This is a genomic window from Robertmurraya korlensis NBRC 107688 (assembly GCF_001591645.1).
Lineage (GTDB): Bacteria > Bacillota > Bacilli > Bacillales > Cytobacillaceae > Robertmurraya_A.
The window spans coordinates 17,034-29,677 of record NZ_BCVH01000008.1 but is presented as its reverse complement, the minus strand read 5'-3'; the positions used below and the strand labels follow the sequence as shown (position 1 = coordinate 29,677).

Below are 12,644 nucleotides of genomic sequence, written 5' to 3'. Positions count from 1 at the left end.
AGGAGTCGAGAGTTACATGAACAATACCATTGGAGTCATTGGATTAGGAGTCATGGGTAGCAATATCGCCTTAAACATGGCAAATCACGGCGAAAAAGTAAGCGCGTACAATTATACAAGAGAACTAACGGATCAGCTTGTTCAAAAGCTAGATGGTCAATCGATTCATCCCTTCTATGATATTCAAGAGTTTGTTCGATCTCTAAAAACTCCTAGAAAAATCTTTCTTATGGTTACTTCAGGTTCTCCTATTGACTCTGTCATACAAACCTTACTTCCATATCTTGAGGAAGGCGATGTAATCATGGATGGTGGAAATTCTCACTATGAAGATACCGAACGCAGATATCATGACCTAAAAGCAAGAGGTATTGGGTACCTGGGAATTGGAATTTCTGGTGGAGAAGTTGGGGCTTTAACCGGCCCCTCCATCATGCCAGGTGGAGACCGGGACGTGTACGATAAAGTTGCCCCTATTCTGACCAAGATTGCTGCACAGGTAAACGGGACTCCTTGCTGTGTCTATATCGGTCCAAAAGGTTCTGGTCATTTCGTCAAAATGGTTCATAATGGAATTGAGTATGCCGATATGCAACTCATTACCGAAGCTTATACGTTTTTACGTGATACCTTGCTTTTACCTGTTGATGAAATTGCTGATGTGTTCGAAACTTGGAATCAAGGGGAATTGAAGAGTTACTTAATCGAAATAACAACTGAGATTTTAAGAAAAAAGGATGAGTTAACCGGACTCCCTTTAATTGATGTCATACTAGATAAGGTCGGACAAAAAGGGACAGGCAAATGGACGAGTATTCAAGCAATTGATAATGGAATTGCTGCATCCATCATTACTGAATCACTATTTGCCCGTTATGTCTCCTCTTTAAAAGAAGAACGGGTGGTCGCGGAAGAAATGTTAGTTGGACCGACCAACAAGCACCACAACCTGAACAAAGATGAATGGATAGAATATGTCCGACAAGCTTTATATATGGGGAAAATCTGTGCATATGCTCAAGGTTTTAACCAATACAGAGCTACTTCTGAGCTGTATAATTGGAAGCTTCCTTTAGAGGATATTGCCTTGATTTTCCGTGGTGGCTGTATCATTCAAGCGGAGTTTCTTAATGTCATTAGCCAAGCTTATAAAGAGAATGCAAATCTCGCTAACTTACTTGTTGCTCCTTTCTTTGCTGAAAAGGTCAAGAAATACCAACAAGGATTAAGAAATATAGTAAGTGAAGGAATTCAATCAGGAATCTCCTTCCCTTGTTTAAGTGCTTCCCTTACCTACTACGATAGCTATCGTACCGGTCGATCACATGCGAATCTCTTACAAGCTCAACGTGATTATTTCGGGGCACATACGTATGAGAGAACTGATCGGGAAGGAATGTTTCATACAGAATGGCAATAATAATAAGGTGCTGACCTTTGTGGTCAAGCACCTTTTTCTGTATAATGACACCATGAAAGTGAAAGGGGGAGATGGATTGGATCAGCATAAGCACGCAAAGCTAACGATTTTAGAAACTAGCGATACCCACGGTCATATCTTCCCTATTTTATATGGAACAAACAAATATGAACCCATTGGTTTAGCAAAAATCGCTACTTATATCCAACACCTCCGTCAAACGGAACCCAACCTCCTTTTGATTGATAATGGAGATAGTATTCAAGGCACGCCTTTAACATATCACTATGTAAAAAATCAAAGTGACTTACCTAATCCCGTTATCCTTACTTTTAACCAACTAAAATACGATGCAGCGATCATCGGAAATCATGAGTTTAACTATGGACTGCCTACTTTACGAAAAGGCATTTCGGAAGCACAATTTCCCTTTTTATCTGCAAATATTATTAATAAACAAACAAAAGAGCCTTACTTTGGACTACCTTACACCATTAAATTATTTCCAGAAGGAATGAAGGTGGCGATTTTAGGGTTAACAACACCCTATATCCCAAACTGGGAAAAAGCAGAACATATAGAAGGGGTAGAATTTGAAGATGCTGTTGAAACAGCAAAAAAATGGATCCCCTTCATTAAGGAAAAGGAACAACCTGATCTTTTCATTGTATCCTATCATGGCGGCTTTGAAAGAAACCTCAAAACAGGAGAACCAACCGAAGCAATCACAGGTGAGAACCAGGCCTATCAACTCTGCCAAGAAGTGAAAGGGATCGATGTGTTATTAACTGGACATCAGCACCGCCTCCTGGCCGACGAACTAAACGGAGTAACCATCGTCCAGCCTGGAAACAGCGGGGCTTATATGGGGCAGGTTGATATTGAGTTTGCAATGGACTCTAGAAATAAGTGGAAGTGCGTTTCAAAAAATCCCTCCCTTGTTCCCATAACAGAATGGAAAGAAGATGAGGAAATTTTACAATTGATTCTGCCTTACGAAGAGGGAACACAAAAATGGCTCGATCAACCAATCGGCCGAATACAAGGCGATATGATCATAAAAGACCCTTTTCTTGCTCGTATACATGAACACCCCTTTGTTGAATTTATTAACCGTGTCCAGATGGAAGCGAGTAATGTAGATATTGCTAACACGGCTCTATTCAGCAATCAGGCGATTGGACTTCCAATTAACGTAACGATGAGGGATATTGTCTCAAATTATATTTATCCGAATACGTTAACCGTATTAGAGCTTACCGGTCAGGATATTTTGGATGGATTAGAAAAAAGCGCCACCTATTTTGTTGTGAACGAGCATGGAGAGATAGCAGTAAATCCCCAGTTCATCGATCCTAAACCTCAGCATTATAATTACGATATGTGGGAAGGAATTCAATACACCATTGATGTTGGAAAGCCAGTAGGGGAACGGATTGTTTCACTTATGAAGGACGGTGAGCCTTTAGATAAAAAGAAAACCTATCATGTGGTCATGAATAACTACCGAGCAACTGGCGGGGGGAACTATTCCATGTATAAAGGTAAAAAGGTTGTAAAAGAAATTCAAATGGACATGACGGAAATACTGGCTAATTATTTTACTAAGTATGGTACAGTGGTAGCTAATGTAAATAATAATTGGCAGGTTATACGAACATAAACAGGCTAGCAGCTTTATGGCTACTAGCCATTTTTTCTATTTCAAATCGTCCATGGCCACCAATTCTCCAGTAACCGCATGTACTCCATAATAACAGTCGAGCTTTCCTCCTAAAAAATACTTTTTTTGTCCTTTGTCGTACACATAGCATGGTTTTAACACAAATTGATCTTTTAGTTTTTCGTATGCTTCTTCTTTTGCAACTGTAATTTTTCCAGGTAACTGTAACGAAGTTTGCCTTTCTAGCAACAACTTGTTATCTATGTAATTGACTACCTCGAAGCTTTCAGCAAGAATAATGACCTTCAGCTTTCTTTCAAATAGATGATTGGTCGGCTTGTTGGCTTGTAATAGGGCGTGAATATAGCCTTTGTCCCGAAAAAGACTGTTCACCTTCCAAGTTCCCGATTCCTTTGGATAAACTTTACGCAAAAAGTCTCTTATGGCAATGACACATTGGTCTTGCTCAGCTTTTGTTATGGGATAACTCTCTGGTGCCGCTTCCCGCGCGAAGGCTTGCTCAGGAGTAATCTCCTCGATCCAGCTTACTACTCCATGTTCATATGGGCGATGGATTGGTTCTTCCCACTCCAGTATTTGGTTGATTTCTGTATAAGAGCTTATCTCTATAAAAAAATCATGTGCAATCGTTCGTAATGGGCTGTTCATGACATAAATTTCTTCAACTGCATAGATTGGAACAAGCCTTTTTTGATCGGACAAAGGAAAATCCATTAATTTTATTTGTTCCCATTTGAGCTGGGGAATTTTCTCTACCTCTAACTTATACCCTTCATCCATCACCTGCTCCATTGACGGAAAATGACCTTGTACCGTCAATGAAGTCAGTTTGCCTTCCCCATCACATTTGATTTCAATGGAACCTGGCGGATATACGGCCAAGCCTTTCAGACATTCTGTAAATAGAATAACTTCCCTTTCTTCTTTACAGGTTTCGAATTGCGTCCCATATGTTATTCCTTGTTCCTTCTCAATCCAGATAATCATGTCACTTACATAAGGCTTAGTAAAAGCAATGCCATCCTTTGCGTACGTTTTACCATTTACGAAGGTGGCACTTTTGATTTTATGGCTATTTACATCTATCTCAATCATAGCTGCCCCATCTGGGGTATTCCCCTCTTCCACTATCGTTGTATGTTGAGGAAACCATTCCATACAAAGGGTGTACTCGGTCTCATTAAAGATATTCACATGTCGATTAAGACTATGACTTTGTAAGTAATAGTCCTCTAATCCAAACTTATCGTTTGTGAATTGTATGATTTCCTTTATTCTCTGATGCACTCGTTTCACCTCTTACTATTATGACAATAAGCCCTACTTGTTTGCCTGCTTATAAAAGAATAAAGTGCATGGTGATTACACCCATAATGACAGCGAAAATAATACCTACTCCTATTCCTATTACGTTCGATTTTCGAGTATAACCTTTTAGATCAGTTTTACTTAAAGAACGGTCAATCTTTCGAAATCGAATGACAGAGCCAATATTAACTAAGGCTAAGGTTAAAAATATGAGTATAGCTAAAAAGGAATTCTCCATTTGAAAGGTTTGCTCTGGCAAACTTCGGTTCCAGAATGCTTGCAAAAACATCAAGCAACTCAGTAGGACACTCCCAATAAAATTTGTTTTTCTTTCTTTATACCACTCCCTACCCATTTTTTCCTTTTCATAGACGGCAACCTTCTCATAGATGGGTAACAAAGACTTCGTCGTATCACCTCTTAAAAGCCCCACAATCCCTTGTAGTGCCAATAAGAAAGCTACAATCATCGAAACTTGAGAGAATGATATGGAAACAAACCTAACCAAAGTAAAAAATACAATCAAACTTAAAACTATAAGCACATTGGTTACAAGAAGCTGCTTTACTCTCATATTACCTATTTCTTTTATGTCCATTTACTTCTCCCCCATATGGAAACCTCTTTTAGAATGATTGATAACACAGTCATTATTCTATGTACTACGAATACAATGACGATTGGATGTCAATACACTTTCATTTTCTCTGAAAAAAGGTGACAACAGTTTGTCACCCATTGTCACCTTGCCTTTATTCTAATTTATGTTTGGAATGTTATTTATTACTGTTTTATTTTTCCCTGTTCTCTTTGCTGTATAAAGGGCTGTATCTGCTCCTTTAAAGAGTTCTTCCTTATTCATTCCAGGCAACAGCTTTTGTACACCAATACTGATTGTTACATGACGTCCTTTTAGTTCACGGAAGCTAGTGTCTGCAATACTTATTCGAATATTTTCCACTTTTTCAATCATATCCTCTTCAGACGTCCCTAACGTAATAATTCCAAATTCTTCTCCTCCGTACCTAGACGGAAAGTCATCGCCAACCGAGGAAAATTTAATTTGCCTGGCTACTTCGATAATTACACTGTCTCCTGCTCTGTGACCAAATGTATCATTGATTTGTTTAAAATTATCAATATCTAGAACCGCTACATATACGTTTAACTCCTCTAGTAAAGCCAAACTTACAATTGAACCAAGTGTTCATGGAACGACCTGTGATTATATAATTCTGTCACGGGATCAATTCGGGTAAGCCTTTCCATTTGAATATTCCTTGAAAAAAGGTCATTTTTCGCTTTTGTCGTTAGTAAGAGATGATTCATTATTTGGAGGCTGTGCTTCATTAACTTATAGATAAGTAAGGATACTCCTACTATAATCACAATAATAATAATCAGATCTGAGGTATCTATTTGAGTACGAACGGGCCAATAAAAGAGATAAATAAATGATAAAGTTAAAATAGAGATGTATATAGAAAATTGTACCAATTTTTTATTATAAAAAAACAAGGACACGATGACAGGAAAAACCAATAAAATCATTAAAGTTATTTTCATATATAAACTGATAACAATGATCGCAACGATAAGAGTAATTGCTATCATCACAATATACTCCATATACTTTCTGTTTTTTTTCATATAAATCTCAGTAGCTAGCATTACTGCTAAGAACTTAATCAATGGAAAAAAGATCACTTCTAGAAAAAATAATCCCCGATCATAAGAGGTAAGAAACAGCTCAGTTCCTGTCCCTATCAAATACAGTCCAATAATAACCCATAGGGTATTTAATATGTCACGAATAAGTAACCTTTTATCAAACATTTCTTCTCTATTCATATGACTTCCTCCAATTTCACGTAGTATTCAAAATACTTCGTGAAAGCCATCTTTGGCTGTATTCGATAACCTGGCAATCTTAGCTTTCACCTTAGATCCACGGTTTTGCGTCTCTACCTTTCAGTAGATTTGCCTTTTCGTAATTGGAATAATTACTTACTACTATTATACTCTCAAAATGTTTCGGTAGATATATGCACTCTGATTGAAAAATTACCCATTTAAAACTAAAAAGAGCCTTCAACACGAAGACTCTCCAATGATTATACAGTCATTTTCCAACTAGAAAAAGCTAACCAATTTTCCTGTTCTTTATAATCAGGCATGATTTTTCCTACCAGACGCCAAAAGGATCGGTCATGATTCAAATGCATCAAATGGCACATTTCATGTACAACTACATAATCAATGACTTTTTGCGGTGCCATCGCTAACTTCCAATTAAAAGTTAACTGCTGATTAGAATCACAGGTTCCCCACGTACGATTGCTATCATTAATACGGATCCCCTTGGGTCTTATTTTAAAGTGACTTTGATAAGACTTGATGCTCTTCTCTACTAACATCTTACATTGCTGATAGTAGAAACGCTTAAGTGCCTGTCTGATTTTTTCTTCCTCTACCTCCTTTACATAGATATGTAGTTTATTCTCTTCAAACTTTACTTGATTCTGGGTAAGAGTTTGGTCATGAATAATTTGTATGGGGTACGTGCTACCTAAATAAAGAAAGCTTTCCCCATGGTCATACACCTTTTCCTGCGGTCCAAGTGCTCTTTCCTTCATTTCCTTTGACTTCTCCTGAATCCAGTCCCATTTCTCTTCTAAAAATATAAGGATATATTGATTCGGTGTACCTTTGGGAGCCTGGACTTCGATATTCCCATAAAAATCGATAGAAATTCCAATAGACTTGCGTTTCTTGTAGTTTATATTGTAACTGATCGTTTCACCTAAATAGCTGTGTATCATTACATCACCTTTCTAAATCCACTTGATTCAAAATCATCACGTGCTGCAATGGTACAGCTAGTAACGTTGTTGCAAGGAACATACCATTTGCCCAAAAACCTAACCAAGCAAAGGATCGGTATTTCTCCCATCTTCCTTCTTTCTGCTTTAAAACAAAATACAATAACCAAACTCCAAGTGGTAATACAGGAATCCTTACCACCGCATCAAACATCGGCCAATTGATTGTAAATGAAAAAATACCTATATATAAAACGAATATAATCTTCCATACCTTCAGCTTGACTGCCTTTTTTTGAGAAATGCGAAAGGCAATTAACCCTATGCTCATCCAAGCTAGAAGCCCTAAGGTGAAATTAATTATATGAAAAGAAAAATCCATAGTCATTTATTCAACCCCCGTTTTCCGTCACAAATCAAACACTACATTTCCCCAATTTTACCATATGAGGTGTTACAATTACTTTATGACCCGGTGGAAGGACTGATTCTTTTGCTACTAAATAATTTCCTATTACCTATTTTATTTATAGGAATACTTTTCTTTTTATATAGATGGAGTAAAGAACTTGAAGATCGAAGTTTTACTATATTTATCTATTTTCTAGTTAGTACGTATATTGGTCCCCTCTTTTCCACTTCAACTGAGGATGGGGGAGATTTTACCTTGTGGTTTCCGATGGGCTTTGCTATGGTCATGATTTACCTTTATGCTAGCAAGCGGTACCACCCTGCCAAAATGAAGGCGAGTTCGCTAGGACTTTGTGTAGCTATAGTCAAAATTATTCATGAGTATCAGTTTTTTATGTAAACTCACACACGAAAAAACTCTATCCTATGTCGGATAGAGTATCTAACCTATTCAAATAATGGGCTTACCGCTTTTTCACTATGAATACGGTCAATTGCTTCTACCAGCAATGGGGCGACAGATAAGCAAGTAATTTTATCAAGATGCTTTTCTTCAGGCTGCTCGATTGTATTTGTCACAACGAGTTCTTTTATGGGTGACTGTGCAATTTTTTCAATTGAGTTCCCCGTAAATACAGCGTGTGTACACCCTGCATAGATGGATTTTGCACCGTGTTCAGCTAATGCTTTAGCTGCAAATGTGATGGTTGTCGCTGTATCAATTAGGTCATCGATAATGATCGCATGTTTCCCTTCTACATTTCCAATCACATCGTACGTTTCATGCCCGCCTTCTTCTGGTTTTCTTTTATCGATAAGAGCAATAGGGGCATTTAAAGTATTCGCTAATTTTCTGGTTCTTCCGATACTTCCGTTATGTGGAGCCACAATTACCATATCTTCTAACCCTTTTTCCATAAAATACTGTGCCAGAACGGGCACACCAATTAAATGCTCGACAGGGATATCAAAGAACCCTTGAAGCTGAGGTGTATGAAGATCCATTGTAAGGACTCGATTGGCTCCAGCCGATTCTAATAGATTAGCTACTAGCTTAGCAGTAATAGGCTCACGAGAACGTGCCTTCCGGTCCTGTCGACCATAAGCGTAGTAAGGTATAACTACATTAATGACACGTGCTGAAGCTCTTTTTAACGCATCAATCATAATGAGGAGCTCCAATATATTATCATTCACAGGGTACGAAGTGGACTGAACAACAAATACTTCACTTCCACGTACACTCTCTTCAATATGAATTTGAATCTCTCCATCACTAAACTGAGTAACCGAACAATTTCCCATCTTACAACCTAAAAGCTCCGCCATTTCTTCCACAAGCTTGCGATTTGAATTCAATGAAAATAACCTGAAATTTTGATTTAATTTATAAGGCACCTTATATCCCCCATACTATTATTCGATCTTTTTTCGATTCTACATACGATTCATTTTACATTCTCTTTAAAAGACAGAATCTCCTGCCAAAATAGTGAAAAATGTTGATTCTTGTCATAACCTGTCTTAATTATAACTTATTTTGATGATTTTTGAAGGTCTATAGTATATTCCCATAGACCAAGTTGCCCTTTGGCTGGTATGAACTCATCTAGCAATTTCATATTCTCAACTTCCCACACATACCCACCTACTCGATAATCCCCTAAAAATAAATCATTTCCCTCGACTAATCGGCCATTCTCCAAGACTGCCCATGTGTTATGGTTTTCAACGACTTTGATACAATTTTTCAGCATACATACACCGATAATGACTCCCGTTGGGAGGTTGCTAGCTGTATAAGCGTGCTTCACTAATAGCTCTTGAACCTTCGGATGACTGCAGGAAGCTCTGTCTACTTTCTTACTAGTATGAATGGCTAATGGTCCTCGGTACTTTGTTTTCCAGGTCCTTGTTTCATATTGAGTCTCTCCAAGGACAAATAAACTTGCCCAGGGCTGAATCATGGACAAAACCTTCATTCTATAAGGCTCCTTAGTTGGTTATAAATTATATGATATAGGTTCCCCTTCGTTTTATGACCCATTCATTGTTCTAACACAACTCTGACAAAATTTTCTATTACCTAAACACTTGCTCCACGAATGCCCCATTCCATCTCCTTCTCCCCCACATATGAATAAGCAAGCTAGTTTTTTTGTCTTGAGATTGGAGGAAAAAAATGTGCATGAATATACGATTGAACCGTGGGATCATTTAGTTGATTCAGCCACTAGCGAGGCAGACTTAGAACAATATGTCCCACCAGAGCTAGAGACCTTAGCCTATGAAGTCCTATCGAACTATGATATGACTGTTTCCGAAATGACTCTTATCACCTCGAAGCCCGATAAAGGGGGAGCTATTTGGAAAATAGAGACCAACCACGGACCACGCAGTATCAAGGTACTTCACCGTCAGCCTACAAGAAGTTTATTTAGTGTAGGTGCACAACTGTATGTTGTTCAGCAAGGAGCTCGAGTTCCTTCCCTTATTCCCACAAAGGATAACCACCTCTATGTACAGGCGGGAGGAAAACTGTGGATTGTTACCGATTGGATCACTACTCTTGAACAACTAATGAAAATTGATTTAGAGGCCGCCTCTGCCCTTTGCTATGGTCTAGGAGAATTCCATCGTCATACGAAAGGATATATTCCACCAACCGGCTCAGCAAAGTCTTCTCGACTATATCGGTGGAATCAATATTACGAGAAAATGATTCAAAAAATCGGTTGGTTCCGAGATATTGCCCACGCTTACCCTGAAACGGTCGCCAGTCCACATTTACTTTCTATAGTAGACAAATTTGAAAAGCAAGCCTTTGAAATGTACGAAAAGTTCAAGCAGTCCTCTTATCGAAAAATGATTGCAAAAGGGGAAGCACATTGGGGATTAGCTCACCAAGACTATGGCTGGTCTAATGGACAACAAGGACCTAACGGAATATGGGTCATCGACTTGGACGGAGTTTCTTATGATTTACCAATCCGTGACTTACGGAAAATCATTACAAGTACGATGGATGATATGGGAACCTGGGATCTTGAATGGATACGCGGGGTGATAGATGCCTACCATCAGGCAAATCCAATCGACCAAGAAACCTTTGAATTACTATGGATTGATATGGCATTCCCCAATGAGTTTTATAAGCATGTAAAAGAAGTAGTTTTCGAACCTGTGAATTTTATGAACACTGAGCTTGATGCCATCTTAGACAGAATTACTCAAACAGAGGCCAATAAATGGGAGGTGCTAACTGAATTAGCCAAGGACAAAGAGAAGTATCCTCCTGGAGACTATTCAGAGGAAGAAGTTATTTATGAAGTACCTCCAAGTGCTGTCGTATTAGGCAATACAGAATTACTAATCAAAAATAATAATGAATTCAAAAAGTCCGATTCTTCTCAAACTCAACAAAAGGTTCAGCCTCTATTCGGGGAGTCTACATCAAAAAATTCTAAAACAAAGAAGTCCGATTTAAAACGTGAAAGTATTCAAACGAAAATCAAAAAGAGAAAAATAAAATCATCCCACACTTCTATAACTAGTGACAGCAGAGATTATTTGGTTGACCTCGACCTTCTTTTAAGATCAATCATTGAGGAAGATTTCCCCAAACTGCTTAAGAAGATGAATGAAGGAAAAACGTCTAAATCTAAGAAAAAAACCGAATATCCAGCTTCTTCTAAACCAGTTCGCAAAAAGAAATCAAACGCTGAATTTGAAAGCATTGTAGCAAAGGTTCAGAGAAAAAAGCTGGAATACGAACGTAAGACAAAATAGAATAAGTTTTTGTCTACGATAAATAGCAAGAAGGGAGTACGCACATGAATGTGTTGCTGATTTGTACAGAAATGCTACCTGTCCCTAATATTCGAGGTGGCGCTATCCAAACGTATATATGCGGTGTATCCCATTTATTAAGCGAGCAACATCAAATTACCATCATCAGTAGAACAGATCCAGATCTACCAAATGAAGAGGTGGTTAATGGTATCCGTTACATCCGTATTGACTCTCAGCGCTTACTAGATGTTTATAAACAAGGAATTGTAAAATATTTGTCAGAAACAGAAGAGCAATACGACATCATTCACATTTTTAATCGTCCTAAGCTGGTACTTCCCGTAAGCGAAGTGGCTCCTAACTCTCGCATTATACTAAGCATGCACAATGATATGTTTAAACCAGAGAAGATTAGTCGAGCTGAAGGGGCAGCGGCCGTGGAAAAAATAGAAAAAATTATAACCATCAGTAAATATATTGGTCAAACCATCGTATCTTATTTCCCAGAAGCGGAACCCAAAATCTTCCCCATCTATTCCGGAGTGGATTTATCCAAGTTTGCTCCTTGGACAAAATCAGAATCTGCTCTACAGGCTAGAAAAGCCATTCGGTCCAAATATGACTTAGGGAACAAAAAGATTATTTTATTTGTCGGTCGTCTTTCAAGAAACAAAGGTCCACATGTTCTTGTGAAGGCCATGTCACATATTCAATCGAAGGATGCTGTACTTGTTATCGTAGGTGCAGCGTGGTATAGCGACGATTCGATTAGTGATTACATCGCCTACACGCGTGCACTGGCAGAAAGATCCCCTATTCCTGTGATCACAACTGGATATGTTCAAGCAGATGAGGTTCACAATTGGTTTTGTGCCGCAGATGTTTTTGTTTGCACATCCATCTGGGAAGAACCACTAGCTAGAGTTCATTATGAAGCCATGGCGGCAGGGTTGCCGTTTATCACTACCGCTAGAGGTGGTAATCCTGAAATCGTACAGAACGATAATGGTCACCTTGTCCAAGACCCAGAAGATCCAATCGACTACGCAAACCACCTAAATAAAATGTTAACAAATTTAGAAGCTGCAAGAGAAATGGGGCTTCGCGGACGCAAACTGGTTGAAGAAAATTTCACTTGGAATCATGTAGCCAATAATATCCTTACAGTCTGGGAGCAAAATCCTTCCGAAAGTTAGCAGCCACAAAG

13 protein-coding genes and 1 riboswitch are annotated in these 12,644 nt (G+C 38.5%); of the genes, 5 read left to right on the top strand and 8 right to left on the bottom strand.

The annotated features are described in order from the left end of the window. The first annotated feature begins 16 nt into the window (after positions 1-16). Together gnd and BKO01S_RS12355 are read left to right on the top strand one after the other, a co-directional pair. On the top strand, positions 17-1,420 hold the full coding sequence (gnd, locus tag BKO01S_RS12360; protein ID WP_066054169.1) for a decarboxylating NADP(+)-dependent phosphogluconate dehydrogenase: 1,404 nt from the start codon (positions 17-19) through the stop codon (positions 1,418-1,420). 76 nt (positions 1,421-1,496) lie between these two features. Beyond that, positions 1,497-3,083 (top strand): bifunctional metallophosphatase/5'-nucleotidase, encoded by a 1,587-nt coding sequence (locus tag BKO01S_RS12355; protein ID WP_232311229.1) that lies wholly within the window; start codon positions 1,497-1,499, stop codon positions 3,081-3,083. Positions 3,084-3,119: 36 nt separating this feature from the next. On the opposite strand, the gene BKO01S_RS12350 is transcribed toward BKO01S_RS12355, so the two are convergent. The 6 genes from BKO01S_RS12350 to BKO01S_RS12325 all read right to left on the bottom strand — a co-directional run bounded on the left by BKO01S_RS12350 (position 3,120) and on the right by BKO01S_RS12325 (position 7,622). Then, the gene (locus tag BKO01S_RS12350; RefSeq protein ID WP_066054167.1) at positions 3,120-4,391 is read right to left on the bottom strand and encodes a hypothetical protein; all 1,272 of its coding nucleotides are present in this window, start codon (positions 4,389-4,391) and stop codon (positions 3,120-3,122) included. A 49-nt stretch (positions 4,392-4,440) separates the two neighbouring features. Next, complete coding sequence (locus BKO01S_RS12345) at positions 4,441-5,010, bottom strand: hypothetical protein (RefSeq protein WP_066054164.1); 570 nt, start codon at positions 5,008-5,010, stop codon at positions 4,441-4,443. 159 nt (positions 5,011-5,169) lie between these two features. Beyond that, positions 5,170-5,598: a GGDEF domain-containing protein gene (locus BKO01S_RS12340; protein WP_066054161.1), complete on the bottom strand. Its 429-nt coding sequence runs from the start codon at positions 5,596-5,598 to the stop codon at positions 5,170-5,172. 2 nt (positions 5,599-5,600) lie between these two features. Beyond that, entirely contained in the window at positions 5,601-6,263 is a 663-nt protein-coding gene (locus BKO01S_RS12335) for a hypothetical protein (protein WP_066054159.1), read from the bottom strand. A 61-nt stretch (positions 6,264-6,324) separates the two neighbouring features. After that, positions 6,325-6,407: riboswitch (cyclic di-GMP riboswitch) on the bottom strand. Positions 6,408-6,526: 119 nt separating this feature from the next. Continuing rightward, positions 6,527-7,234: a M48 family metallopeptidase gene (locus BKO01S_RS12330; protein ID WP_066054157.1), complete on the bottom strand. Its 708-nt coding sequence runs from the start codon at positions 7,232-7,234 to the stop codon at positions 6,527-6,529. A 4-nt stretch (positions 7,235-7,238) separates the two neighbouring features. Then, the gene (locus tag BKO01S_RS12325; RefSeq protein ID WP_066054155.1) at positions 7,239-7,622 is read right to left on the bottom strand and encodes a hypothetical protein; all 384 of its coding nucleotides are present in this window, start codon (positions 7,620-7,622) and stop codon (positions 7,239-7,241) included. On the opposite strand from BKO01S_RS12325, the gene BKO01S_RS12320 reads away from it, so the two are divergent. Beyond that, positions 7,599-8,045: a hypothetical protein gene (locus BKO01S_RS12320; protein ID WP_369690999.1), complete on the top strand. Its 447-nt coding sequence runs from the start codon at positions 7,599-7,601 to the stop codon at positions 8,043-8,045. The two genes, BKO01S_RS12325 and BKO01S_RS12320, sit on opposite strands and share 24 nt — an antisense overlap. Positions 8,046-8,092: 47 nt before the next feature. Here the strand turns inward: BKO01S_RS12320 and BKO01S_RS12315 are convergent, their stop codons facing one another. Then, on the bottom strand, positions 8,093-9,043 hold the full coding sequence (locus BKO01S_RS12315) for a ribose-phosphate diphosphokinase (protein WP_066054153.1): 951 nt from the start codon (positions 9,041-9,043) through the stop codon (positions 8,093-8,095). Positions 9,044-9,180: 137 nt separating this feature from the next. Then, positions 9,181-9,627, bottom strand: coding sequence for an ASCH domain-containing protein (locus tag BKO01S_RS12310; RefSeq protein ID WP_066054151.1), 447 nt, complete (start codon positions 9,625-9,627; stop codon positions 9,181-9,183). A 202-nt stretch (positions 9,628-9,829) separates the two neighbouring features. Between BKO01S_RS12310 and BKO01S_RS12305 the strand changes: the two genes are divergently transcribed. Continuing rightward, positions 9,830-11,434: a CotS family spore coat protein gene (locus BKO01S_RS12305; RefSeq protein ID WP_232311228.1), complete on the top strand. Its 1,605-nt coding sequence runs from the start codon at positions 9,830-9,832 to the stop codon at positions 11,432-11,434. Between the two features lie 44 nt (positions 11,435-11,478). Next, positions 11,479-12,633, top strand: a complete 1,155-nt coding sequence (locus BKO01S_RS12300; protein ID WP_066054149.1) for a glycosyltransferase family 4 protein — start codon at positions 11,479-11,481, stop codon at positions 12,631-12,633. Positions 12,634-12,644 lie beyond the last annotated feature (11 nt).

Excerpts from the sequence above, each read along its gene's own strand:
- gnd (WP_066054169.1), top strand. The coding sequence starts at position 17 with ATGAACAATACCATTGGAGTCATTGGATTAGGAGTCATGGGTAGCAAT.
- BKO01S_RS12345 (WP_066054164.1), bottom strand. The coding sequence starts at position 5,010 with ATGGACATAAAAGAAATAGGTAATATGAGAGTAAAGCAGCTTCTTGTA.
- BKO01S_RS12335 (WP_066054159.1), bottom strand. The coding sequence starts at position 6,263 with ATGAATAGAGAAGAAATGTTTGATAAAAGGTTACTTATTCGTGACATA.
- BKO01S_RS12330 (WP_066054157.1), bottom strand. The coding sequence starts at position 7,234 with ATGATACACAGCTATTTAGGTGAAACGATCAGTTACAATATAAACTAC.
- BKO01S_RS12320 (WP_369690999.1), top strand. The coding sequence starts at position 7,599 with ATGAAAAGAAAAATCCATAGTCATTTATTCAACCCCCGTTTTCCGTCA.
- BKO01S_RS12325 (WP_066054155.1), bottom strand. The coding sequence starts at position 7,622 with ATGACTATGGATTTTTCTTTTCATATAATTAATTTCACCTTAGGGCTT.
- BKO01S_RS12310 (WP_066054151.1), bottom strand. The coding sequence starts at position 9,627 with ATGAAGGTTTTGTCCATGATTCAGCCCTGGGCAAGTTTATTTGTCCTT.
- BKO01S_RS12300 (WP_066054149.1), top strand. The coding sequence starts at position 11,479 with ATGAATGTGTTGCTGATTTGTACAGAAATGCTACCTGTCCCTAATATT.